Here is a 23,213-nt window from a genome sequence, read left to right on the forward strand (position 1 = left end):
CCTGCTCCTCGGCCGACCGGTCAGAGACCGAGGTCGGCCTCGAAGGCGCCTTCCTCGAGTCGCTGCTTCATCGTCGTGAGGAAGCGCGCGGCGTCGGCCCCGTCGACGATCCGGTGGTCGTAGGACAGCGCGAGGTAGACCATCGAGCGGATCGCGATCGTCTCGCCGCCGTCGTCGGTGACGATGACGACGGGGCGCTTGACGACCGACCCGGTCCCCAGGATCGCGACCTGCGGCTGGTTGATGATCGGGGTGTCGAACAGCGCGCCGCGCGATCCGGTGTTGGTGATGGTGAAGGTCCCGCCCGCGAGGTCGTCGGGCATGATCTTGTTGCTCCGCGTGCGGTCCGCGACGTCGGCGATACCCCGGGCGAGGCCGGCGATGTTGAGATCGCCCGCGTTCTTCAGGACCGGCACCAGCAGGCCCTTCTCGGTGTCGACCGCGATGCCCAGGTGCTCGGCCCCGTAGTAGGTGACCTCGTCGTCCTCGATGCTCGCGTTGACGGTCGGGTGGGCCTTGAGGGCCTCGACCGCCGCGAGGGCGAAGAAGGGCAGGAAGCTGAGCTTGGTGCCCTCGCGCTGGGCGAAGTCGCCCTTGGCGCGGTCGCGCAGCCGCGAGATGCGGGTGACATCGACCTCGACGACCGTCGTCAACTGGGCCGAGACCTGCAGCGACTCGACCATCCGGCGGGCGATCGTCTTGCGCAGCCGGGTCATCTTCTCGGTCGTGCCGCGCTTGGAGTCCGCGGCCGGTGCCGCGGCCGACGCAGCGGGCGCCTGGGCCGCAGGGGCGGCGGCCGGTGCGGCCTCGGGCTCCGGGGCCTTGGCCGCCTCGGCGGCGGCGAGGACGTCCTGCTTGCGGATGCGCCCACCGATGCCGGTGCCCGACACCGTCGCGAGGTCGATGCCGTGGTCGGCCGCGAGCTTGCGGACGAGCGGCGTGACGTAGGCCGCGGCATCGCGGTCGCCGTCGGAGGACCCCTCCGGAGCCGGCGCGCTCGCCGTCTCGGTGGCCACGGGGGCGGCCTGGTCCTCGGCCTTCGGCTCCTCGGCCTTCGGCTCCTCCGCCTTCGGGGTCTCGGCCTTCGGGGCCTCGGCCGCCGGCGGTTCCTCCGCCGTGGGGGCCTCGGCCGCCGGCGCCTCCTCGGCGGGCTCCTCGGCCTGGGGTGCCTCCTCGGCGGGAGCCTCCTCCGGTGCCGGGGCGGACGAGCCGCCTCCGCCGCCACCGACGACCGCGAGGTCGGCGCCGACCGGGACGGTCTCGTCCTCCTGGACGAGGATCTCCGTCAGCGTCCCTGCCACGGGGGAGGGGATCTCGGTGTCGACCTTGTCGGTGGAGACCTCGAGCAGCGGCTCGTCGACGGCGACCTCGTCACCCTCGGCCTTGAGCCAGCGGGTCACCGTGCCCTCGGTGACCGACTCGCCGAGCGCCGGCATCTGCACGGTCGTGCCCTCGCCGGAGCCGCCACCGGAACCGCCGGAGTCGGACGCCGGGGCCGCCTCGGCCGGGGCCGAGCCGCCGTCGTCGGACGAGCCCGAGTCGTCGGACGAGCCGGAGTCGTCGGAGGAAGCGGCGTCGCCGGCGGACCCCGAGTCCTCGGAGGCGGCCTGCGGCTCGGCGGGCTCCTGACCACCCTCGTCGCCGGCCTCGGCGACCGCGTCGCCGTCGGCGGAGTCGGACACCTCGTCGGACGGACCCCCGGCCTCGGAGGAGTCGGAGGAGTCTGAAGAGTCGGAGGAGCCGGAGTCGTCGGCGGACTGCTCGCCACCACCGGAGGCGCCACCGCCGGAGCCGTCACCGATGACCGCGAGGTCGGCGCCCACCGGCACCGTGTCGTCCTCCTGGACGAGGATCTCCTCGAGCGTGCCCGCCACCGGGGAGGGGATCTCGGTGTCGACCTTGTCGGTGGAGACCTCGAGCAGCGGCTCGTCGACCTCCACCGCGTCGCCGACGTTCTTGAGCCACCGCGTCACGGTCCCCTCGGTGACGGACTCACCGAGTGCAGGCATCTGTACACGTTCGGACATCAGGGGTGCTCTCCTTCGTGGGCGGCGGTGGCCTTCATCACTCTAGTTGTGTGCATGGAGCGGCTTCCCGGCGAGCGCCATGTGGGCTTCGCCGAGGGCCTCGTTCTGCGTGGGGTGGGCGTGGACGAGGGCCGCGACGTCCTCGGGGTGGGCCTCCCAGCCGACGACGAGCTGGGCCTCGCCGACCTGCTCGCCCATCCGGGAGCCGACCATGTGGATGCCGACGACCGGGCCGTCGGTCACCCGGACGAGCTTGACGAAGCCCTGCGTCTGGAGGATCTGGCTCTTGCCGTTGCCGCCGAGGTTGTACTCGTAGGTCTCGACCGCGTCACCGTGCGCGGCCCGGGCCTGCTCCTCGGTGAGACCGACGGACGCGACCTCGGGCTCGCAGTAGGTGACCCGCGGGATCTCGGCCTCGACGAGGGGCGCCGGCGACAGCCCGGCGATCGACTCGGCGACGAAGATGCCCTGGGCGAAGCCACGGTGCGCGAGCTGGAGCCCCGGGACGATGTCGCCGACCGCCCAGACGCCCTCGACCGAGGTGCGGCAGTGCGCGTCGGCGGTGACGAACCCGCGGTCGAGGACGACACCGGCCTCCTCGAACCCGAGGCCGGCGGTGGAGGGTCCGCGGCCGACCGCGACGAGGAGGACGTCGGCCTCGAGGGTCTCGCCGCCCTCGAGGGTGACGGTCACGACGTCGTCCTCCTGCGTGGCCGACTCGAACCGGGCCCCGGTGCGCACCGTGATGCCGCGCTTGCGGAACGCGCGCTCGAGGGCCGTGGAGGACGCCGGGTCCTCGGCCGCGACGAGCCGGGGCAGGGCCTCGACGACGGTGACCTCGGCGCCGAACGAGCGCATGACGGAGGCGAACTCGACGCCGATGACACCGCCGCCGAGGACGACGACGCGGCCCGGCACCTCGTCGAGCCCGAGCGCCTGGTCGCTCGTCATGACCCGGCCGCCGATCTCGAGGCCGGGGAGGGTGCGGGCGTAGGAGCCGGTGGCGAGGACGACGTGGCGGCCCACGAGGCGGCGGTCGCCGACGACGACGGTGCGGCCGTCCTCGAGGCGCCCCTCGCCCTCGACGTAGTCGACCTTGCGGGACTTCACGAGGCCCTGGAGGCCCTTGTGCAGCCGCGAGACGACGCCCTGCCGGTAGGAGGTCACGGCCGGCATGTCGATGCCGTCGAGCGTGGCGCGCACGCCGAACCGCGAGGCCTCGCGGGCGGCGTCGGCCACCTCGGCGGCGTGGAGGAGGGCCTTGGTCGGGATGCAGCCGCGGTGCAGGCAGGTGCCGCCGAGGAGGTCCTTCTCGACGAGGGCGACGGTGAGGCCGAGCTCGGCGGCGCGCAGGGCGCAGGCGTAGCCCCCGCTCCCCCCTCCGAGGACGACGACGTCGTGGGTGGTCTCGGCGGTGGCCGGCATCCCTGGCAGCTCCTTGGCGTGGCGACGGGCGGACGCGTCCGCGGCGCGGGTGGTGCCGACCGGACGCTGACGAGCATCCTTGCACTCCTGTGGCGGGCACACACATCCCGTTCCCGGTGTGGTCACGGCGATCGTCGCGCCGCCTCGCCTATCGTTCTCGCATGGCGTGGTGGAGGAGGCGGCGCGGCCAGCGGGCGCCGGGGTCAGGGTCCGACCTGTCGGCTGCGCGCGCGCACCTCGCGGAGTTCGTCTCCACCCGGCGCGGGGTGGAGGCCTACGTCGAGCCGGCGACGAACATCACCGCGACGACGGTCGTCCTCATCGCCCACGACGGCGAGTGGACCCGCCGGGCGCTGCCCTCGCGCCCTGTGGCCTTCGAGGTCGCGCGGGGCCTCGACGTCCCCGTCTACGACGTCAACCTCACGGGATACCCTGCGCGGATGCGGGAGTGGACCGCTCGCCAGCGCCGCCCCAAGGCGCGCTGACCACCACCGGGCCGGCAAATGCGCTGGCCCTGCGCCTCTCGCTCGTGCGAGCGTGGAGGTTCTCGCCCCGCCGACGGAAGGACTCACCGATGTCATCCAAGGACCGCCCCCGCTCCGCCGTGCCCGACGACGTCAAGGCCAGGTTCCGGGCCGCCCTCGACAAGAAGCAGGCCCACGGCGGAGCCGACGTCTCCGACGGTGGCGACCACGGCAAGGTCGACCACGCGCACGGCCCCGAGACGAGCGCCCGCCAGCAGATGTTCCGCCGCAAGAGCGGCGGCTGACGCCCGGCACGACGGACGACGAGAGCGGCGGGACCCCGGTGGGGTCCCGCCGCTCTCGCACGTGACGCGTCACCCCTCCGTACAGAAACCGACCAATAGGTCACGCCAGGTACGGCCCCTGGCGTACCCGTCGTGACCTCTTGGTCGATGTTCGTGCGGGTCGGGCGGTGGAGGCTGCTCAGCCGGCCGAGCCCTCGACGAGGGTCAGCAGCGTCGCGACGCCGAAGCCGGTGCCGCCCTTGGGCGTCGCGCCCTTGGGGCCCTTGTCGTTGAACGCCGGCCCGGCGATGTCGACGTGGGCCCACGCGATGCCCTCGCCGACGAACTCCTGGAGGAACAGGCCCGCGGTGAGCATGCCGCCGTCGCGGTCGCCCTTGTGCGCGATGTCGGCGGTGGGGGTGTCGAGCTTCTTGCGCAGCTCCACCGGCAGCGGCATCGGCCACGCGCCCTCGCCGGCGGCCCCCGCGGCGTCGACGACCCGCGAGCGGAAGGCGTCGTCGTTGCCCATGACGCCGGCGATGTCGTTGCCGAGCGCCACCATCTGGGCACCGGTGAGCGTCGCGATGTCGACGATCCAGTCGGGGTTCTTCTCGCTCGCGAGGCAGAGACCGTCGCCGAGGACCATGCGACCCTCGGCGTCGGTGTCGAGGATCTCCACGCTGGTGCCGTCGCGCATGACGACGACGTCGCTCGGGCGCTGGGCGGTGCCGCTCGGCATGTTCTCGGCGAGGCAGAGGTAGCCGGTGACGGCGACGGGCAGGTCGAGCTCGGCGGCGGCGAGGACGGTGGCGGCGACGGCGGCCGCGCCGGCCATGTCGCACTTCATCGTCACCATGCCGGTGGCCGGCTTGATGTTCAGGCCGCCCGAGTCGAACGTGATGCCCTTGCCGACGAGGGCGACCGAGGCCTTGGGGGCGCTCGGCGTCCACGACACCGTGACGATCCGCGGCGGGTTCACCGACCCCTGGCCCACGCCGACGATGCCGCCGAAGCCACCCTTGACGAGCGCCTTCTCGTCGAGCACCGAGACCGTGACCTTCGCGGCCGAGGCGGACGCCCGCTTCCTCACGGCGTCGGCGAACGACGCGGGGAAGAGGTAGTTCGGCGGGGTGTTGACGAGGTCGCGGGCCCAGTCGCGGGCCGACCCGAGGACGGCCGCGCGGGCGACGGCGTCCTTGGCCGCCTTGCCCTGGCCGGCGCCGGAGACGACGGTGACCCTGGGACCGGCGGAGGCCGCCTTCGCGCGGCCCTTGCCGGCGCCCGCCCGACGGGCCGGCAGCGGCCCGCTCTTGTCGTACGCGTAACAGCCGGCGTAGGCCCCGTCGGCGACGGCCGACAGGCTCTCGAGGTCGGGGGTGGGGAGGGCGACGGCGACGGAGCTCTTGCCGCGCACCGAGCGCAGGGCCGCCCCCGCGGCCTGGCGCAGCGCGCCGTGCGGGTAGGAGGTGCGGCGGGTCGTGCCGTCACCGAGCCCGGTGAGGACGACGGAGGTGGCCTTGACCCCGGGGACCGCGACGACGCGGACGACCTCGTCGGCACGGCCGGTGGCGTCCACGTCGGCGAGGACCGCCTGGAGGTGGACGACGGCCTTGCGCGGCAGGCCGTGCCCGGAGGCGAGGTCGGCGCCCTCGGGGGTGGTCACCGAGCCGACGACCAGGGTGTCGGCGGGCAGCTCGGCGGGCGTACGGGTGGTCACGGACAGGGTGGTCATGCGCGCACCCTATCGAGGCGTCCGGGCCCGACCGGCAGGCGGTAACGTGCCAGCATGACCGACCTCCTCCAGTCGCCGCTCCACGACCGACACGTCGCGCTGGGCGCGAAGATGGCCGACTTCGGGGGCTGGTCGATGCCTATCGAGTACCCCGGCGGCGGGGTCGTCGCCGAGCACACGGCGGTCCGCGAGCGGGTCGGCGTCTTCGACGTCTCCCACCTGGGGAAGGCGCGCGTCTCCGGGCCCGGGGCAGCCGAGTTCGTCAACGCCTGCCTCACCAACGACCTGCGCCGGATCGGCCCCGGACAGGCCCAGTACACGATGTGCTGCACCGAGGACGGCGGGGTCGTCGACGACCTCATCCAGTACCTGCGCAGCGACGACGACGTCTTCCTCATCCCGAACGCGGCGAACACCGCCCGGGTCGTCGAGCTCCTCGAGGTCGCCGCCCCCGAGGGGATCGCCGTCGAGAACCTCCACGACTCCTACGGGGTCGTCGCCGTCCAGGGGCCGCGCTCCGACGAGGTCCTCCGCTCCCTCGGCTTCCCCGTCGACCACGACTACATGAGCTTCGTCGAGGTCGAGTGGGAGGGGCTGCCCGTCATCGTCTGCCGCACCGGGTACACGGGGGAGCGCGGCTACGAGATCGTCCCCGCGTGGGACGTCACCGCGTCGGTCTGGGACGCGCTCATCGCCGCGGCGGCCGAGCAGGGTGGGCTGCCGTGCGGGCTCGGCGCCCGCGACACGCTGCGCACCGAGATGGGCTACCCGTTGCACGGCAACGACCTGTCGCCCGACATCACGCCGGTCATGGCCGGTGCGGCGTGGGCGGTCGGCTGGGACAAGCCGCAGTTCTGGGGCAAGGAGGCGCTGACCGCCGAGCGGGCCGCGAAGCAGACCCGCCTCATGCGCGGGCTCGTCGTCACGGGGCGGGGCATCCCGCGCAGCCACTGCGACGTCAGGGACGACTCGGGCGCGGTCGTCGGCGAGGTCACCTCGGGGACGTTCTCGCCCACCCGCAAGCAGGGCATCGCCCTCGCGCTCCTCGACCGCTCGGTCACCCTCGGTGACGAGGTCGTCATCGACGTCCGCGGTCGTGAGGTCGCGGCGACCGTCTCGAAACCGCCGTTCGTCGAGGTCGGGGTGCGTGAGCAGTGAGCGAGCAGTGGACCTGGACCTACGAGGACGCCGACGGCTCGCCGCTCACGGGTGAGGCGTTGTCGCAGAGCGCGTTCCCGACCCAGTCCGACGCCGAGAGCTGGTTCGGCGAGGTGTGGGAGGACCTCCTCGAGGCCGGCGTCGCGGGAGTGACGCTGCACCGCGACGGCGAGAAGGTCTACGGGCCGATGAGCCTCGAGCCCGCGCCCTAGCGCACCCGCCCGCCCGACCCCGGCGGACGCCCCCTCCGCCGCTCTGGACGCACCGGATCCACCGGCGGGATGATGAGCCGCGTCGGGTCCTCCCTGCGGACCCGGGAGGAGGCCGGCCGTGCCCGACGACGCCGCACTTCGATCGGCCTTCAGCCAGTCCCTGCCACCGCGCGTCGTGGTCACCGGCGGGGTGTGGGCCTCGCTCCTCGTCGCGTGCTACCTCGCGCTGGCCCAGCTCGACGCCCTCGTCGCGCAGGTGGTCGCCGACGGCAGGACGGTCTCGCTCTCCGGGCTGACCGGCCTCGGTCGAGGGGACGCCTCGGCGTGGGACGCGCTCGCCGCCCGGATGGGGCAGGTCCCGGGTCTCGGCGGATGGGTGACGGCCTACGCCCTCGTCGACGTCCTCTTCGCCGTGCTGTACGCGGGAGCCGCGGCTCTGCTGCTCGTGCGCGCCGCGGGGTCCGGGGCGGCCGGCCGGCGGTGGTACCTCGCCGCCCTCGTCGGCATCGGCGTGGCGGGGGTCGCCGACGTCGCCGAGAGCGTGCTCCTCGTCGACCTCACCGACGGCGCCGGTCACGGGGGAACCCTCGTCGCCGTGTCGTGGGCGAAGTGGGGCGGCCTGGTGCTCACGGTCGTGGTGTCGGTCATCGGGGCGCGCCAGTCGCACGACCACCCGCGCGGCGCCACCAACCCGACCCCGTTCGCCGGGGGGGTGCCGCCGGCGAGCCCGCCCGGCCTCCTCGGCCGGGTGGCCCGCGGCCTGTACACCCACCGGTTCTCGCTCCTCGTGGTCGTCCCCTTCGCCGCGCTGGGGCTGGCCCAGGGCTCGGACATCCTCGACCAGCTGCCCGACGTCCAGCGGCAGTGGGTCGACGACTCCCCGGGGACCCGCGTGGGGCTGTCGGGCCTCCTCACGGTGCTCGTCGGGGTCGTCGTCCTCGTCGTCGGACGGCTGCGCAGCCACTACGTCGCCGCCCGCGTGCTCCCCAACGCCGCGCCCTACCGCGTGGCAGCCCTGCTGCCGTGGTTCGTCACCGCCGCCGTCATCGCCGGCGGAGCGGTGGCGTCGTGGGTGCTCCTCGGGTCGTGGGAGGTCATCTGGCCCCGGTTCGCCATCGCCCTCCTCGTCCCGTTCGCCATCTGGTTCGGCTCGGTCGTCCTCCGCTGGTGGCTGGGGGAGCCGCCCTGGGGCCCGTACCGGCGGCCGGTGTCGGCGGAGCAGGCCCGCACGACGACCCTCGTCGGCGACGTCCTCGGCGTCCTCGTCGTCGTCATCCCGGGGCTCGGGCTCGTCCGGGCGTTCACCGCACCCGTCGCGCTCGGCACCGGCGGGTGGAACGTCGCCCTCCTCGTCCTCGGCCTGCTGACCGCCGTCCTCACCTGGCCGCTGGCCCTCGTGCTCGCCCACCTCCTCGCGGCTCGGGCGCGCCCCACGACCCTCACCGCGCTCATCCCCGGCGAGGAGCTCGACGCGGCCGGTCGTCGCCGGTCGCGGCGCAACGCCTGGGTGCTCCTCGTCCTCGGCATCGCGCTCTTCGTGGGCATCGGGCTCCAGCCACGGGAGGTGACCGAGAGCCTCGGCGTCGTCGAGGTGATCCTCCTGGCGGTCACGGCGGTCGCGCTGCCGCTGGGGGCGACGGTCATCCTGCTCCAGGGGGGCGGGGCGCCCGACCTGCTGTCCCGGCCGATGACGCCCGTCCTGCGGACGGCGCCGGTGATGACGCTCATCGTCCTCACGGCCGTCGTCGTCGGGCTCACCGGCAGCGACGCCGGGGTCCACGGCCTGCGTGCGCTCGGGACCGACGCCGACCCCACCGCCCGTCCGACGCTCGTCGGACGTCTCGAGGCACTGGCGGGCGAACAGCAGTGCGGTGCACCGTTGCCCGGCACCGCGCACACCGTGCGACCCGTGTTCGTCCTCGCCGCGGAGGGCGGCGGCATCCGGGCGGCCGCGTGGACCGCCCTCGGCGCTGACGCCCTGCGCGAGGCCGGCGGGCCGTGCGCCGACGCCCTGATGTCGTCCGGTGCCAGTGGCGGCGCGGTCGGCCTCACCGTGACCTCGTTCGCCGAGACCGACGGCCGGGCGTTCTCCGCGGTCGAGCGGATGGCGACCCCCGACGGCCTCGGGGTCGCCGTCGCCGGGCTCCTGGTCCGCGACCCGCTGCGGTCCGTCACGGGCATCCCGTACCCGACCGCGGGAGAGGGCGGCTGGGTGGACCGGGGCGGCCTCATCGAGCGGGAGTGGGAGCAGGTCGTGCCCGGCCTCGCCGACCCCTTCCTCGGCGAGGTGCGGGCCCGGGTGCCGGGTGCGCTCGTCCTCAACTCGACCTCGGTCTCGACGCACTGCCGCACGATGCTCAGCCAGGTCACCCTCGACCCCGACCCGGACCCGCTGGGCTGCCAGTCGTCCACGTCGGTGCCCGACGGTGTCGACCTCCTCGCGACGGTCCGGGTCGGCTGCACCGACCGGGTTCCCTCGATGAGGGCGAGCACCGTCTCTCTCCTCGCGTCGCGCTTCCCGTACGTCACGCCGTCGGGGGTCGTGACGACCGGCTGCCCCGAGGGCGCCGACAGCCCCGACGCCCAGCAGCTCGTCGACGGGGGCTACGCCGACAACGACGGGCTCGGCACGCTCGTGGACCTCTCGGGCCAGTGGATGCCGGCGCTGCGGGCCCACAACGAGGACGTCCTCGACGGGTCGACGTCGGCGCCGCTCCTCGTGCCGGTGCTGCTCTACCTCGACAACGGGTCGGGCAGCGACCTCACCGCGAGCGCCGCGGGCGCGACCAACGAGGTCCTCGTGCCGCTGCTCACCAAGGGTGCGGCGACCGCGACCCTGTCGTCGACCGACACCCAGCTGCATCGCGGCCTCGCGGCGTTCGCGACGTCCCGGGCGGTGCCGGGCTGCCTGCCCGCCGACCCCGACGACCCGGCGTCACCGGGGAACCCGTCGTCGGGGGACCCGGTGTGCGGCGCGGTCGACGCCTGGCGGGGCTCGGCGGTCAAGGTCTTCTTCCAGCCCACGCGGCCGTCCATCTCGGCCCCGCTCGGGTGGGTGCTCTCGAACCAGTCGCTGCGGACCCTGCGCTGCGCCCGTGACGACCAGGTGGTCGCCGCCGGCGTCACGGCGATCGGCGGTCCGGGGAGCTGTGCGGACGACGCCGTCGTGGCCCCGCAGGGCGAGACCGCGAACCCGGATGCGCCGACGGGGTGCCGCGGTGACCGGGCCGCACAGGACGCGTCACCGCTCGCGCGCAAGGGGTACGGGACGATGCTCGCGGCGCTGTGCCTGCTGCGCGAGGCCCGCGACGCCCAGACGCCCTAGGAGGGGAACTCGCCGCGCTTGACCTGCACGCGCGGCATCCGCGACCGGCGCAGCTGGAAGGCGCGCATCGCGGCGTACATCCCGTTGCCGCGGGTGCGCGCGGCCTCCTCGCCGAACTTCTCGGTGAGGCGGGCCCGCAGGCGGCGCCACATGAGGAAGGTGTCGCCGATCGCGGTGAGGAGGATGCCGTAGGTGAGGACGGTGACCGCGAGGAGGATCGCGCTCGTGCGCAGGAAGCTGAGGGCCAGGACGATGAGCATCACCGGCAGCATGAACTCGGCGAGGTTGCGCCGCGCGTCGACGTACTCGCGGATGTAGCGGCGCACCGGGCCCTTGTCGCGCGGCGGCAGGCCCGACTCGTCGCCCGTCATCATCGCGGTGCGGGTCTTCGCCATGGCCTCGCGGCGCTTGGCCCGGTCGGTCTGGCGGGCCTGCTTGCGGTCGGTGACGACGAGGGGGCGCTTGCGCGCGGCCTCCTGGTCGCGGCGCCGGGGCGTCGGCCGGTTCTTCGCGCCCTCGCGGGCCGCGACGGCCTCCTGCTCGAGCTGGTCGTTGGTGGTCTTGCTGCGTCCGAACACGCCCCAACTCTAGGCGCTGCGCGCGGGGGCGGCGCACGCCTGCTCCCGGCCCCGGCCGGCCGCCGACCCGCCGGTAGGGTCGGTCGGGTGACCGATGTGCTCTCCGCCGACCAGATCTCCGCCCTCCGCGACCGCGTCGCCGACCTCATGCCCGGCGTGCGCGCCGACCTCGAGGCGCTGACCCGGATCCCGAGCGTCAGCCTCGACGCCTTCGACCAGGCCCACGTCGAGGCGAGCGCCGAGGCGACCGCCGCGCTGCTGCGCGCCGAAGGGCTCGACGTCGAGATCGTCCGCGAGGGCGGGCGGCCCGCCGTCATCGGGCACGTCGACGGCCCGCCCGGGTCGCGCACCGTGATGTTGTACGCCCACCACGACGTCCAGCCCCCCGGTGACGACGTCCTGTGGGACAGCGCGCCCTTCGAGCCGACCGAGCGCGGTGGCCGCCTCTACGGCCGCGGCGCCGCCGACGACAAGGCCGGGATCATGGCGCACGTCGCCGCCCTGCGGTCCCACGCCGGGTCGCTGCCGGTCGGCGTCACCGTCTTCGTCGAGGGCGAGGAGGAGATCGGCTCCGACTCGCTGCCGACGATCCTGGAGCGGCACGGCGAGAAGCTGCGGGCCGACGCCATCGTCCTGGCGGACTCGACCAACTGGGCCATCGGCGAACCCGCGCTCACGACGACCCTGCGCGGGATGATCCGCGTCGTCGTCACCGTGACGACCCTGGACCACGGGGTCCACTCGGGCATGTTCGGCGGCGCGGTGCCCGACGCCATCACCGCCCTCGTCCGCCTCCTCGCGACCCTGCACGACTCCGACGGCGACGTCGCCGTGGCGGGGCTCAAGGAGGGCGTGGCGGCCGACCTCGAGTTCTCCGAGGAGCGGCTGCGCGAGGAGTCCGGGCTGCTCGACGGCGTCTCGACGATCGGGTCGGGCTCGCTGCTCTCGCGGATCTGGACCAAGCCGTCGATCACGACGATCGGCATCGACGCCCCGTCGGTCGCGACCTCGTCGAACACCCTCGTGCCGAGCGCATCGGCGAAGGTGTCGATCCGGCTCGCCCCCGACGAGGACGACCTCCACGCCTTCGAGGTGGTCAGGGCGCACCTGCTCGAGCACGCGCCGTGGGGGGCGAGGGTCGAGGTCCACCTCGACGACCGTGGCCTCGGGTTCGCGGCCGACGCGCAGGGTCCGGTCTACGACGAGGCCCGTGCGGCGTTCGCCGACGCCTGGGGCGTCGAGCCCGTCGACATCGGCGTCGGCGGGTCGATCCCGTTCGTCGCGGCGTTCGCCGAGAAGTTCCCCGACGCGGCGATCCTCGTGACCGGTGTCGAGGACCCCGACGCCCGAGCGCACGGCGCCAACGAGTCGCTCCACCTCGGCGAGTTCGAGAAGGTCTGCGTCGCGGAGGCCGTGCTCCTCGCCCGACTCGGGGCGTTGCCGCGCTGATGGCCGGGGGCACGTACGTCGAGGACGACTTCCAGCGCGACACCACCTACATCGAGGACCGCATCACGAGCGACGGTGCGGGGGAGCACGAGTGGCCGGTCGAGGCCGGCCGCTACCGTCTCGTCGTCGCGCGCGCCTGCCCGTGGGCGAACCGGGCGATCATCGTGCGGCGGCTCCTCGGGCTCGAGGACGTCCTGTCGATGGGGATCTGCGGACCGACCCACGACGCCGACAGCTGGACCTTCGACCTCGACCCCGGCGGGCTCGACCCGGTGCTGGGGATCCCGCGCCTCAAGGACGCCTTCGAGCAGCGCTTCCCGGGCTACCCGCGCGGCATCACCGTGCCGGCGGTCGTCGACGTGCCGAGCGGAAAGGTCGTCACCAACGACTTCGCGCAGCTGACCCTCGACCTGTCGACCCAGTGGCGCGAGCACCAGCGCGAGGGCGCGCCCGACCTCTACCCCGAGGCGCTGCGGCCCGAGATGGACGCCGTGATGAAGCGGGTCTACACCGAGGTCAACAACGGGGTGTACCGGTGCGGGTTCGCGGGGACCCAGCGCTCCTACGAGGAGGCGTACGACCGCCTCTTCACCGCCCTGGACTGGCTCGAGGAGCGGCTGGCGACCCAGCGCTACCTCGTCGGCGACACCGTCACCGAGGCCGACGTGCGCCTCTTCACGACCCTGGCCCGCTTCGACGCGGTCTACCACGGGCACTTCAAGTGCAACCGGCGGAAGCTGTCGGAGATGCCGGTCCTGTGGGCGTACGCCCGCGACCTGTTCACGACCCCGGGCTTCGGTGACACCACGGACTTCGTGCACGTCAAGAGCCACTACTACGAGGTACACCGCGACATCAACCCGACCGGTGTCGTCCCCGCGGGACCCGACCTCTCGGGCTGGACCGAGCCGCACGGCCGCGAGGCGCTCGGTGGCCGACCCTTCGGTGATGGCACTCCTCCGGGCCCGCCGTCCGAGGGCGAGCGGGTGCCGACGGCGCACAACCCGCACGTCGGCCCCGACGGGCTGGTCCACGCCTGACGCCATCCGACCGGGCCATGGAAGCCGGCCGCCGATCCTGTCAACCTTTCGGTACGGACGCGGACCTAGGTGCATGGAACATCCCTTGTCGGAGGTGGTCGTGCCGGAGCTCTCCCCGGTCGCGACCGAGGCCCACACCACCGCGTCGCGCGACGAGGCGGTCGGTGTGCTGTTCCGCGCGCACGCCGCGGGACTCGTCCGCCTGGCCTACGTCCTCCTCGGTGACCGGGAGGCCGCCGAGGACGCCGTCCAGGAGGCCTACCTGTCGCTGCACCGGCACTGGAACCGGTTGCGCGACCACGGTGCCGCGCGCGCGTACCTGCGCGCTGCCGTCATCAACCGGTGCCGGTCCGGTCAGGGGCAGCTCGTGCGGTCCCGGCGGACGCGGGACCGCCTGGCCTCGGTCGAGTGGCTCGAACCGAGCTCGGAGGCCAGGGCGGTCGAGCACGACGACGCCCGCCGCCTGGCCGCCGCCGTCCGGGACCTGCCGACCAGGCAGCGCGAGGTCGTGGTCTGCCGCTACTACCTCGAGCTGACGGAGGCCGAGACCGCCGCGCTCCTCGAGATCGGTCTCGGCTCGGTCAAGCGCCACGCCCACCGGGGCCTGACGAGACTCAACGACCGACTGGGAGGTCTGCGATGACCATCGACGAGCGCCAGGTGACGACCGCCCTGCGGCGGTACGCCGACGACCTCATGGTCACCGACGAGGACGTCGCGCGGCTCGAGGAGGACTTCGGGCAGCGCCGCCGGCACCACCGTCGGTTCGGCGAGCGCGCCGTGCCCGACCTCCGGTCGTGGCAGTGGGCCGTCGCCGCGTGCGCGGTCGTCGCCCTCGTCCTCGCCGTCACCGCCCTCTGGCGGACCGGACGGCCCGCGACGCTGCCGGCGGCCCCCGCACCGACGACGACGCTGACCCCGGTGAGCGCCGCGGACCTCGTCGGCGCGTGGATGGTCGACCAGGACGACAGCGGTGGCCACATCTGGTACTTCACGGCCGATGGCGGACGGAGCACGGCCAACACGGTCGACGAGTTCCAGGCCCTTCAGTCCGACCTCGAGCCGTACACGGTGGGGGCCGGGAACGTCCTGACCTTCGAGGGCTGCCGAGCCGTGGTGGACGTCAGCGCCGAGGGGCGGATGACGATCACCCCCCTGCCCGACCAGGACGCCTGCCCCTGGCCGAGCGGCGAGGCATGGCCGTTCGTGAGGCTCTCGCCGGCGTCACCCGCGGGGGAGGCCCTGGAGCGACACCCCGCCCCGAAGGTGACGTGGACCCCTGAGCCCGTCGACGACGTCGGCGACCTCGTGGGCGCCTGGCTCCTGCGCGGCACCGGCACGATGCTCGTCGTCGAGCGCGCCGGACCGGGGCGCGGGGCGTACGTCCTCGACGACGACGGTGACGGGTTCGCCTCGCCGGACGAGCAGGGCACCCTGTCGGTCGGGAGCGGCGGCTCGGTCACCCTCGACCCCGCGGTCGCCGGCGACCCGGGATGCCGGGTCACGCTGGAGGGCCTGAGGACATCCGGCTCGCAGCTGCAGGGAACGGTCCCCCCTGCCGGGTGCGGCGTCCTCGACGGGTCGGACGGCGTCTGGATCTGGATGAACTGACCCGCCGGCGGGCGAGGTGGCCTCAGTCCCTGGAGGTCTCGCCCGGGAGGGCCAGCATCTGGTCGAGGGCGATCCTCGCGAAGTGCGCGACGTCGGGGTCGACCCGGATCGGGTTGACGAGGCGGCCCTCGGCCAGGGACTCCAGCGCCCACACGAGGTGGGGGAGGTCGATGCGGTTCATCGTCGAGCAGTAGCAGACGTTCTTCTCGAGGAAGACGATGCGCTGCTCGGGGAACTGCACCGCGAGCCGCTTGACGAGGTTGAGCTCGGTCCCCACCGCCCACGCGGTGCCGGGGGGCGCGGCGGCGATGGTCTTGATGATCCGCTCGGTCGAGCCGACCTCGTCGGCGAGCTCGACGACCTCGTGGCGGCACTCGGGGTGGACGATCACCTTCACCCCGGGGATCTCGCGGCGGGCGGCCTCGACGGCCTCGACCGAGAAGCGCCCGTGCACCGAGCAGTGGCCGCGCCACAGGATCATCGTCGCGTCGCGCAGCTGCTCGGGGGTGAGGCCGCCCATCGGGCGGTGCGGGTCCCACACGACGCACCCGTCGAGGGAGCCGCCGAGGTCGCGCACCCAGGTGTTGCGGCCGAGGTGCTGGTCGGGGAGGAAGAGGACCTTGCCGCCGCCGCCCTTCTGCTCCAGGGCCCAGGTGAGCGCCGTCCTGGCGTTGGAGGACGTGCAGATCGTGCCGCCGTGGCGCCCGGTGAAGGCCTTGATCGCGGCGGAGGAGTTCATGTACGTCACGGGGACGGTGAGGTCGGCGACGCCGGCCTCGACGAGCTCGTCCCAGCACTCCTCGACCTGGTCGATGGCGGCCATGTCGGCCATCGAGCAGCCGGCGGCGAGGTCGGGGAGGACGACGGTCTGGGAGTCGGCGGTGAGGACGTCGGCCGACTCGGCCATGAAGTGCACGCCGCAGAACACGACGTACTCGGCGTCGGGACGGGCCGCGGCCTCCTTGGCCAGCTTGAAGGAGTCGCCGGTGACGTCGGCGAACTCGATGACCTCGTCGCGCTGGTAGTGGTGGCCGAGGACGAAGACGCGGTCGCCGAGCGCTGCCTTCGCCGCGCGGGCCCGCTCGACCAGCCCGGCGTCGGACGGTGCCGGCAGGTCACCGGGGCACTCGACCCCCCGCTCGCTCGCGAGGTCCCGACCCCGGCCGAGGACGAGGAGGGGGAGCGGGGCGTTGCGCGGTGAGTCGGTCGTCGTCGTCACGCCTCGATCGTAGGCGCTGCCGGAGCAGGCTCAGCCCATGGACCTCTGCCCGTCGATCGACTCGCGGAGGATGTCGGCGTGCCCCGTGTGGTGGGCGAGCTCGCAGAGCAGGTGGGCGAAGACCCGCCGCGCGCTGCGTCGTTCGCCGGGGGTGAACCACGGGGCCGGCGGGAGCTCGTGGCTCGCCGACAGGTCGACCGTGCGGATCAGCTCGTCGGTGTGCGCCGCGACCTCGTGGAAGAGCGCGACGACCTCCTCGAGCGTCTCGTCGTCGGCCAGGCGGAACTCGCGCTCGCGCGCCTCGTGGTCGGCGTCCTCACCGCCGGCCATCGAGCCGTGCTCGACGAAGTCGGTCCACCCGCGCTCGGTCAGGGCCACGTGCTTGACGAGCCCGCCGAGGCACAGCTCGCTGGCCGTGGGCGTGAGCCGGGCCTGGTCGTCGGTGAGGCCCTCGACGGTGTGGAGGAAGAACCAGCGCTGCTGCGCGAGCGCCTCGAGGTAGGCGACGCGCTCGGGGTCGAGGTCGGTGGTGACGCCGGTGTCGGCGGTCTCGGGTGTCGCGCTCATGGCGGGTCCTCTCGTGGGGCGTCGGTCGTCTCGTCGGGTCCGACGCTACCGAGGCCCGCCGACACCCGTCCCGGGCGGCGGCCGTCCTCCCGGGACGTCCCGGAGCGGTCCCGGAGCCGACCCGGCGGTGCCGGCCGGGAGGCCCGTCGCCTCCTCGTCCCGATACCCTCGAGCCGTGCGCGTCCTCATCGCCCCGGACTCCTTCGGGTCCACCCTCGGCCCGGTCCAGACGGCCACCGCGATGGGCGCGGGCTGGTCGCGCGGCGCACCCCACGACGAGGTCGAGCTGCTGCCGCTCTCCGACGGCGGACCCGGCTTCCTCGACGTCCTCGGACGGGCCCTGGGCGGCACGACCGTGATGACCACGGTGAGCGACCCGCTCGGGCGCGAGGTCCCCGCCGCGGTCCTCCTCGTCGACCGCGAGGGACGCCGGACCGCGTGGATCGAGGCGTCCCAGGCGACCGGCATCCACCTCCTCGGCGCCGACGAGCGCGATCCCGGCCTCACGAGCACGTGGGGCGTCGGCGCCCTCCTCGAGACCGCCCTCGACGAGGGGGCGACGACCGTCGTGCTCGGGGTCGGCGGGGGGTCCACCAACGACGCGGGCGCGGGCCTCCTGGCCGCCCTCGGCGCCGGGCCGGCCTCCGCCCTGGCGCGGGGCGGGCTCGCCCTCGCCGACGCGCCGGACGACGCCCTCGTCGGTCTGCCGTCGGTCCTCGACCGGCTCGCGGGGGTCGACCTCGTCCTCGCCACCGACGAGGACACCCCGCTCCTCGGGCTGCAGAGCACGAGCGCCGTCGAGTCGCCCCGCAAGGGAGCGACCGCCGGCCAGGCGCAGGCGCTCGAGAACGCCCTCGGCCGGTTCACCGACGTCCTGCGGCGCGCGCTCCCGGAGCCGCCGCGCGACCTCCTCACCGGACTGCCGCGACGGCTCGACCGCGAGCCGGGTGCCGGGGCGGCCGGTGGGCTCGGGTACGCCCTGCTGGCGATGGGGGCTCGTCGGGTCGGAGCGGTCGACACGGTGCTGCGCGAGACCGGCTTCGGGCCCGCGGCCGCCCGCTCGGACCTCGTCGTCACCGGTGCCGGCCGGGTCGACTGGAGCACCCTCCAGGGCTCGGTCGTGGCCGGCGTGGCGGCGGCCACCCTCGAGACGGCCCGTCCCACGGTCCTCGTGGCCGGGGAGTGCCTCGTCGGCCGGCGCGAGACGATGTCGCTCGGGCTCGCCGGGACGTACGCCGTCGCCGACTCCGCCCGTGAGGTCGAGGCGATGGTCGCCGACCCCGTCGAGACCCTCGCCGCGCGCACCGCCCGGGTCGCGCGGACCTGGTCGCCCGCCCGCTGAGCGGGCCCGCCGGGCGCGCGGTCGGGCCCCGGGACGCGACCCGCCGGTGGACGGGGCACGAACCACCCCGGCCCGCGACGTATCCTTGAGGAGCGAGCCGGGAACACGGAGCGGCCCCCTGGGGTTGACCACCGCGTCCCGGCCCACCACCCGGCCACCGCCAGCAACAGGAGTGCCCATGAGCGACCAGCTCCAGACCACCGAGGCCCCCACCACCGAGGAGGAGGCCCCCCACGGCGTCGTCCTCACCGGCGTCGCGGCCGAGAAGGTCTCGTCCCTGCTCTCGCAGGAGGGTCGTGACGACCTCCGCCTGCGCGTCGGCGTCCAGCCCGGCGGCTGCTCGGGCCTGATCTACCAGCTCTACTTCGACGAGCGCACTCTCGACGGTGACCTCGTGCGCGACTTCGACGGTGTCGAGGTCGTCGTCGACCGGATGAGCGCCCCCTACCTCCAGGGCGCGACGATCGACTTCGCCGACACCATCGAGAAGCAGGGCTTCACCATCGACAACCCCAACGCCGGCAGCTCGTGCGCCTGCGGCGACAGCTTCAGCTGACGCGACCCGGCCGCCTCGCCGGCCGACCCGAGAGGGCCCGCACCACCCCCGGTGCGGGCCCTCTCGGCGTCCCCGGGGCCCACCGACCGGCCGGCCCGGGGTAGGTTCTCCCCGTGCAGATCGCCGTCGCCGGGTCCATCGCCACCGACCACCTCATGACCTTCCGGGGGAGCTTCGCCGACTCGCTCGTCGTCGACCAGCTCGACAAGATCTCGGTGAGCTTCCTCGCCGACACCCTCGAGATCCGCCGCGGCGGTGTGGCCGGCAACATCTGCTTCGGGATGGCGGTGCTCGGCGCGCGGCCGATCCTCGTCGGCGCCGCGGGGGAGGACTTCGGCGACTACCGCAGCTGGCTCTCGCGGCACGGGGTCGTCACCGACCACGTCCACATCTCCGAGTCGCGCCACACCGCCCGCTTCGTGTGCACCACCGACGACACGATGGCCCAGATCGCGACGTTCTACGCGGGGGCCATGGCCGAGGCCCGGATGATCGAGCTCGGCCCGATCCACGAGCAGCGCGCCCTCGACCTCGTCCTCATCGGAGCCGACGACCCCGAGGCGATGCTGCGTCACTCCCAGGAGTGCCGCACCCGGGGGATCCCCTTCATCGCCGACCCGTCGCAGCAGCTGGCCTTCGCCGACGGCCCCTTCATCCGCAAGCTCATCGACGGCGCCGACTACCTCTTCACCAACGAGTACGAGGCCCACCTCACCGAGACCAAGACCGGGTGGACCCAGGACGAGATCGACGCGCGGGTCACGACCCGCGTCATCACCCGCGGCAAGGACGGCGCCGACATCCGCACCACGGGCGAGGAGCCGATCCACGTGCCGATCGCGGGCGAGGTCGACCGCGTCGACCCGACGGGCGTCGGTGACGCCTTCCGCGCCGGCTTCCTCGTCGGCCTGGCCGGCGGGCTCGGCCACGAGCGCTGCGCCCAGATCGGCTCGGTGCTCGCGGCCTACGTCCTCGAGACCGTCGGGACGCAGGAGTACCTCATCAAGCGCGACCCCTTCCTCCAGCGCGTCGAGACGGCGTACGGCGCCGAGGCCGCCGCGGAGATCGCGCCGCTCGTCAACTGCGCGAACGGCTGACGCCCCACCCGGCGATGCCGTTCCCCCCCGTCGAGCCCGAGCCCACCCCGTGGCTCCTCGACGCCGCCCGGGCCGACCCCGGTGACGACCTCGTCGCCGCGGGCGCCGACCTGCGGCCCGGCACGCTGCTCGCGGCCTACCGGCTCGGGCTGTTCCCCATGGGCCTCGGCCCGCACGGCTCGGGCACCGTCGGCTGGTGGTCACCCGACCCTCGGGGGGTCTTCCCTCCCGGGGCGCTGCGGGTGCGCCGGTCGCTGCGCAAGAGCCTCGACCGCTTCGAGGTCCGGGTCGACACCGCGTTCACCGAGGTCGTCCGGCGGTGCGCCGACCCCTCACGGGACGGTCGCTGGATCACCGACGACGTCGCGGCGGCCTACGGGCGCCTCCACGAGCTGGGCTGGGCGCACAGCGTCGAGACCTGGCAGGACGGCGAGCTCGTCGGGGGCCTCTACGGGGTCTCGGTGGGCGGCCTGTTCGCGGGGGAGTCGATGTTCCACAGCGTGCGCGACGCCTCGAAGGTCGCCCTCGTGGGGCTCGTCGAGCTGTTCTTCTCCGACGACGACCCGCGCCGCCTCGTCGACGTCCAGTGGGCCACCGAGCACCTGCAGCGGCTCGGGGCGCAGGAGTGGCCGCGCGAGCGGTACCTCGAGGCGCTGTCGACGGCGCTGCAGGCGCCTCAGGTCGACTTCTCGTCCCGACCCTCGCCGGAGCCGCCCCCGCCGGGAGCCCATCCGGTGACGACGACGTAGGTCGTCGTCCCTGCGGCGTCGACCTCGCCCACCGCGACGTCGTGTCCCCGCAGCCGGCCCCACGCCGGGACGTCGGACCGGGCGGCGACGTCGTCGGCGAGGAGGACGACCTCCGACCCGGGCGGGAGGTCACGGACGGCACGGGCCACGCGGATGACGGGGACGGGGCAGCGCGTGCCGCGGGCGTCGACGACCGGCGCCGCGTCGCTCACAGGTCGTCCGTCCCGAGGCGGCGGCGCACGGTGGCCACGGCCTCCGGCAGCTCGCGACAGAGGCGCTCGACGTCGTCGGCCCGGGTGGGGGAGACGGCGCGCAGCGGCAGGGTGACCCGCACGTTGCCGTGGGTCAGCACCCCCATCGCCGCGAGGACGTGGCTCGGCCGGAGCGCACTCGACGTGCAGGCCGACCCCGACGCCACGTGCAGCCCGCGCCGCGACAGCTCCTCGAGGAGGACCTCGCCGTCGGCGTAGAGGACGCTGAACGTCACGACGTGGGGGAGGCGGTCGTCGGCGTCGCCGACGACCTCGACGTCGGGGACCTCGGCCGCCGCGGCCCGCACCCGCGCGACGAGCTCTCGCGCCGTCCGCTCCTCCTCGACGCGCTCGGCCTCGCCCTGGCGCCACGCCTCGGCGGCCGCGAGGACGAGGGGGACCCAGGGTGCGGCGTGCTCGCGTCCGTGCTCCGCCTCGCGCCGTGGGCCGGGCAGGCCCCAGCGCGTCCCCGCCCGCACGACGAGGAGTCCGAGCGGAGGACCCCCGAACGAGGCGGCGTCGGCGACGACGACCCCGGCCTCGCGCAGGAGCCCGTCGCCCGCGCGGTCACGGCCGAGGGAGGCGGTGGCGTCGAGGAGGAGGGGGACGCCGGCGGTGCGTGCCGCGGCCGCGACGGCAGCCACCGGCTGCCGGGTGCCGACCTCGCCGTTGGCCACCTGGAGGACGGCGGCGGCGACGCGGCCGCCTCCGACGGCGGCGGCGAAGGCCTCGGCGTCGACGCGACCCGACCGGTCCACCGGCAGCGGCCCGTCGATGCCGGGCTGGAGCAGGAGGACGGAGCGCTCGGTGGCCCCGGCGACGACCCGCTCGCCGACCCGGCGGCGGGCGTGGCGCAGCCCGGTCAGCGCGAGGTCGAGGGCGGCCTCGGCGCTCGGGTGCACCGACACCTCGGCGGGGGACGCCCCCAGGGCGTCGGCGAGGACGGCGCGGGACGTGTCGAGCAGCGACCGCGCGTGGCGCCCGGGGGCGTGGAGGCGCGTGGGGTCGGCGAACGCGACGCCGAGGGCGGCCGTCAACGTCGTCGCGGCCGCGGGGTGCAGGGGCCCCCGCGAGGCGTCGAGCAGACCGCCTGCGGGGGGTCCGATCCCGGTGTCCGCCACGGTTCGACGGTAGTCCCCCCTGCCTGACCTCCACGGACGGGGTGCAGTAGGGTTTGCAGCGTCCGTCGACCTCCTCCTGACGAAGGGTGCAGCGGTGCGCCAGCACGTCCTCACCACGCCCCGTCGGGCCCGCGGCCGCCTCGGCACGTGGGCCCTCCTCGGTGCGCTCTCGGCCGCCGCCCTCACGGGGTGCGCCACCGCGGAAGACCTGCGGGGCGACGCCTCCACGGGATGGTTGCCGCACGCCGTCACCGAGAACGGTGAGCGCATCACCTCGCTGTGGATCGGCGCCTGGATCGCCGCGCTCGCGGTCGGGGCCCTCGTCATCGGCCTCATCGTCTGGTGCGCCGCGGCGTACCGCCGCAAGAAGGACGACAACGAGCTCCCCGTCCAGCTGCGCTACAACATCCCGATCGAGATCCTCTACACCGTCGTCCCGATCTTCATGGTCGTCGTCCTGTTCGCGTACACCGCGCGCGACGAGGCGGTCCTGCTCGACACGTCGAAGGAGCCCGACCTCACGGTCAACGTCGTCGGCAAGCAGTGGAGCTGGGACTTCAACTACGTCGAGGACGACGTCCACGAGGTCGGCACCCAGGCGATCCTCACGGGGGAGCCCGGCGCCGAGGAGACCATCCCCACGATGTACCTGCCGGTGAACGAGCGGGTCGAGTTCGTCCTCACCGCCCGCGACGTCATCCACTCGTTCTGGGTCCCCGCCTTCCTCCAGAAGATGGACATGATCCCGGGCCGGGTCAACCGCTTCCAGGTCACCCCGACCCAGGAGGGCACCTTCCGCGGGAAGTGCGCCGAGCTGTGCGGCGCGTACCACTCGCAGATGCTCTTCAACGTCAAGGTGGTCCCGCGCGCCGAGTACGAGGCGCACGTCGCCGACCTGCGGGCCGCCGGCCAGTCCGGGCTGCTCAACAACGACCTGAACCGCGAGGACCTCATGGACGACCAGCTCCGCAACGAGACCGTCGACGGGGGGAACTGAGCATGAGCG

22 protein-coding genes are annotated in these 23,213 nt (G+C 74.2%); 14 read left to right on the top strand and 8 right to left on the bottom strand.

What is annotated here, in order from left to right:
* Positions 1-20 precede the first annotated feature (20 nt).
* Positions 21-2,027 (bottom strand): 2-oxoglutarate dehydrogenase, E2 component, dihydrolipoamide succinyltransferase, encoded by a 2,007-nt coding sequence (gene sucB / locus ACFWN3_RS18005; RefSeq protein WP_377641992.1) that lies wholly within the window; start codon positions 2,025-2,027, stop codon positions 21-23.
* 42 nt (positions 2,028-2,069) lie between these two features.
* Positions 2,070-3,452, bottom strand: a complete 1,383-nt coding sequence (gene lpdA, locus ACFWN3_RS18010) for a dihydrolipoyl dehydrogenase (protein ID WP_377641994.1) — start codon at positions 3,450-3,452, stop codon at positions 2,070-2,072.
* A 161-nt stretch (positions 3,453-3,613) separates the two neighbouring features.
* Here lpdA and ACFWN3_RS18015 point away from each other — a divergent pair, with 161 nt between their 5' ends.
* Both ACFWN3_RS18015 and ACFWN3_RS18020 read left to right on the top strand, forming a co-directional pair.
* On the top strand, positions 3,614-3,937 hold the full coding sequence (locus tag ACFWN3_RS18015) for a hypothetical protein (RefSeq protein WP_377641996.1): 324 nt from the start codon (positions 3,614-3,616) through the stop codon (positions 3,935-3,937).
* Positions 3,938-4,026: 89 nt separating this feature from the next.
* Positions 4,027-4,221, top strand: a complete 195-nt coding sequence (locus ACFWN3_RS18020; protein WP_377641998.1) for a DUF5302 domain-containing protein — start codon at positions 4,027-4,029, stop codon at positions 4,219-4,221.
* 178 nt (positions 4,222-4,399) lie between these two features.
* Here ACFWN3_RS18020 and ACFWN3_RS18025 read toward each other — a convergent pair whose 3' ends face one another.
* A complete protein-coding gene (locus ACFWN3_RS18025) occupies positions 4,400-5,932 on the bottom strand; it encodes a leucyl aminopeptidase (RefSeq protein ID WP_377642000.1) in 1,533 nt (510 codons plus the stop codon).
* Positions 5,933-5,986: 54 nt separating this feature from the next.
* On the opposite strand from ACFWN3_RS18025, the gene gcvT reads away from it, so the two are divergent.
* The 3 genes from gcvT (at position 5,987) to ACFWN3_RS18040 (ending at position 10,627) form a co-directional block, all read left to right on the top strand.
* A complete protein-coding gene (gene gcvT / locus ACFWN3_RS18030; RefSeq protein ID WP_377642002.1) occupies positions 5,987-7,090 on the top strand; it encodes a glycine cleavage system aminomethyltransferase GcvT in 1,104 nt (367 codons plus the stop codon).
* On the top strand, positions 7,087-7,302 hold the full coding sequence (locus tag ACFWN3_RS18035) for a hypothetical protein (protein ID WP_377642004.1): 216 nt from the start codon (positions 7,087-7,089) through the stop codon (positions 7,300-7,302). The genes gcvT and ACFWN3_RS18035 overlap by 4 nt, the downstream gene beginning before the upstream one ends.
* Positions 7,303-7,420: 118 nt before the next feature.
* A complete protein-coding gene (locus ACFWN3_RS18040) occupies positions 7,421-10,627 on the top strand; it encodes a hypothetical protein (protein ID WP_377642006.1) in 3,207 nt (1,068 codons plus the stop codon).
* On the opposite strand, the gene ACFWN3_RS18045 is transcribed toward ACFWN3_RS18040, so the two are convergent.
* Positions 10,624-11,205 carry a DUF3043 domain-containing protein gene (locus ACFWN3_RS18045; RefSeq protein ID WP_377642008.1) on the bottom strand — a complete coding sequence of 194 codons (582 nt, stop codon included), beginning with the start codon at positions 11,203-11,205 and terminating at the stop codon, positions 10,624-10,626. The genes ACFWN3_RS18040 and ACFWN3_RS18045 overlap by 4 nt on opposite strands.
* A gap of 147 nt (positions 11,206-11,352) precedes the next feature.
* On the opposite strand from ACFWN3_RS18045, the gene ACFWN3_RS18050 reads away from it, so the two are divergent.
* The 4 genes from ACFWN3_RS18050 to ACFWN3_RS18065 all read left to right on the top strand — a co-directional run bounded on the left by ACFWN3_RS18050 (position 11,353) and on the right by ACFWN3_RS18065 (position 15,305).
* The gene (locus tag ACFWN3_RS18050) at positions 11,353-12,654 is read left to right on the top strand and encodes a dipeptidase (RefSeq protein ID WP_377645648.1); all 1,302 of its coding nucleotides are present in this window, start codon (positions 11,353-11,355) and stop codon (positions 12,652-12,654) included.
* Complete coding sequence (locus ACFWN3_RS18055) at positions 12,654-13,694, top strand: glutathione S-transferase family protein (RefSeq protein ID WP_377642010.1); 1,041 nt, start codon at positions 12,654-12,656, stop codon at positions 13,692-13,694. Before ACFWN3_RS18050 ends, ACFWN3_RS18055 begins: the two co-directional genes overlap by 1 nt.
* A 100-nt stretch (positions 13,695-13,794) precedes the next feature.
* A complete protein-coding gene (locus ACFWN3_RS18060; RefSeq protein WP_377642012.1) occupies positions 13,795-14,337 on the top strand; it encodes an RNA polymerase sigma factor in 543 nt (180 codons plus the stop codon).
* The gene (locus ACFWN3_RS18065) at positions 14,334-15,305 is read left to right on the top strand and encodes a hypothetical protein (RefSeq protein WP_377642013.1); all 972 of its coding nucleotides are present in this window, start codon (positions 14,334-14,336) and stop codon (positions 15,303-15,305) included. Before ACFWN3_RS18060 ends, ACFWN3_RS18065 begins: the two co-directional genes overlap by 4 nt.
* Positions 15,306-15,327: 22 nt before the next feature.
* Here ACFWN3_RS18065 and nadA read toward each other — a convergent pair whose 3' ends face one another.
* Positions 15,328-16,524: a quinolinate synthase NadA gene (gene nadA / locus ACFWN3_RS18070; RefSeq protein WP_377642015.1), complete on the bottom strand. Its 1,197-nt coding sequence runs from the start codon at positions 16,522-16,524 to the stop codon at positions 15,328-15,330.
* Positions 16,525-16,554: 30 nt separating this feature from the next.
* Positions 16,555-17,091 carry a DinB family protein gene (locus ACFWN3_RS18075; RefSeq protein WP_377642017.1) on the bottom strand — a complete coding sequence of 179 codons (537 nt, stop codon included), beginning with the start codon at positions 17,089-17,091 and terminating at the stop codon, positions 16,555-16,557.
* Positions 17,092-17,266: 175 nt separating this feature from the next.
* On the opposite strand from ACFWN3_RS18075, the gene ACFWN3_RS18080 reads away from it, so the two are divergent.
* The 4 genes from ACFWN3_RS18080 to aat all read left to right on the top strand — a co-directional run bounded on the left by ACFWN3_RS18080 (position 17,267) and on the right by aat (position 20,835).
* A complete protein-coding gene (locus ACFWN3_RS18080) occupies positions 17,267-18,433 on the top strand; it encodes a glycerate kinase (RefSeq protein ID WP_377642018.1) in 1,167 nt (388 codons plus the stop codon).
* A gap of 178 nt (positions 18,434-18,611) precedes the next feature.
* A complete protein-coding gene (locus ACFWN3_RS18085; protein WP_377642020.1) occupies positions 18,612-18,989 on the top strand; it encodes a HesB/IscA family protein in 378 nt (125 codons plus the stop codon).
* A 113-nt stretch (positions 18,990-19,102) separates the two neighbouring features.
* Positions 19,103-20,086: a carbohydrate kinase family protein gene (locus ACFWN3_RS18090; protein WP_377642022.1), complete on the top strand. Its 984-nt coding sequence runs from the start codon at positions 19,103-19,105 to the stop codon at positions 20,084-20,086.
* Between the two features lie 14 nt (positions 20,087-20,100).
* Positions 20,101-20,835: a leucyl/phenylalanyl-tRNA--protein transferase gene (gene aat, locus ACFWN3_RS18095; protein WP_377642024.1), complete on the top strand. Its 735-nt coding sequence runs from the start codon at positions 20,101-20,103 to the stop codon at positions 20,833-20,835.
* Here aat and ACFWN3_RS18100 read toward each other — a convergent pair.
* Together ACFWN3_RS18100 and ACFWN3_RS18105 are read right to left on the bottom strand one after the other, a co-directional pair.
* Complete coding sequence (locus tag ACFWN3_RS18100) at positions 20,763-21,047, bottom strand: sulfurtransferase TusA family protein (RefSeq protein ID WP_377642026.1); 285 nt, start codon at positions 21,045-21,047, stop codon at positions 20,763-20,765. The genes aat and ACFWN3_RS18100 overlap by 73 nt on opposite strands.
* Positions 21,044-22,207, bottom strand: coding sequence for an aminotransferase class V-fold PLP-dependent enzyme (locus ACFWN3_RS18105; protein WP_377642028.1), 1,164 nt, complete (start codon positions 22,205-22,207; stop codon positions 21,044-21,046). Before ACFWN3_RS18105 ends, ACFWN3_RS18100 begins: the two co-directional genes overlap by 4 nt.
* A gap of 94 nt (positions 22,208-22,301) precedes the next feature.
* On the opposite strand from ACFWN3_RS18105, the gene coxB reads away from it, so the two are divergent.
* Positions 22,302-23,204, top strand: a complete 903-nt coding sequence (gene coxB, locus ACFWN3_RS18110) for a cytochrome c oxidase subunit II (protein WP_377642030.1) — start codon at positions 22,302-22,304, stop codon at positions 23,202-23,204.
* Positions 23,205-23,213: the final 9 nt, after the last annotated feature.

Origin of the sequence: Oryzobacter terrae, assembly GCF_042756445.1 — a bacterium.
In the GTDB taxonomy this organism is placed as follows: Bacteria; Actinomycetota; Actinomycetes; order Actinomycetales; family Dermatophilaceae; genus Oryzobacter; species Oryzobacter terrae.

Coding starts and splice junctions, on each gene's coding strand:
- ACFWN3_RS18085 (WP_377642020.1), top strand. CDS start 18,612: ATGAGCGACCAGCTCCAGACCACCGAGGCCCCCACCACCGAGGAGGAG.
- ACFWN3_RS18025 (WP_377642000.1), bottom strand. CDS start 5,932: ATGACCACCCTGTCCGTGACCACCCGTACGCCCGCCGAGCTGCCCGCC.
- aat (WP_377642024.1), top strand. CDS start 20,101: ATGCCGTTCCCCCCCGTCGAGCCCGAGCCCACCCCGTGGCTCCTCGAC.
- lpdA (WP_377641994.1), bottom strand. CDS start 3,452: ATGCCGGCCACCGCCGAGACCACCCACGACGTCGTCGTCCTCGGAGGG.
- ACFWN3_RS18055 (WP_377642010.1), top strand. CDS start 12,654: ATGGCCGGGGGCACGTACGTCGAGGACGACTTCCAGCGCGACACCACC.
- ACFWN3_RS18075 (WP_377642017.1), bottom strand. CDS start 17,091: ATGAGCGCGACACCCGAGACCGCCGACACCGGCGTCACCACCGACCTC.
- ACFWN3_RS18065 (WP_377642013.1), top strand. CDS start 14,334: ATGACCATCGACGAGCGCCAGGTGACGACCGCCCTGCGGCGGTACGCC.
- ACFWN3_RS18050 (WP_377645648.1), top strand. CDS start 11,353: ATGCCCGGCGTGCGCGCCGACCTCGAGGCGCTGACCCGGATCCCGAGC.
- ACFWN3_RS18015 (WP_377641996.1), top strand. CDS start 3,614: ATGGCGTGGTGGAGGAGGCGGCGCGGCCAGCGGGCGCCGGGGTCAGGG.
- gcvT (WP_377642002.1), top strand. CDS start 5,987: ATGACCGACCTCCTCCAGTCGCCGCTCCACGACCGACACGTCGCGCTG.
- ACFWN3_RS18020 (WP_377641998.1), top strand. CDS start 4,027: ATGTCATCCAAGGACCGCCCCCGCTCCGCCGTGCCCGACGACGTCAAG.
- sucB (WP_377641992.1), bottom strand. CDS start 2,027: ATGTCCGAACGTGTACAGATGCCTGCACTCGGTGAGTCCGTCACCGAG.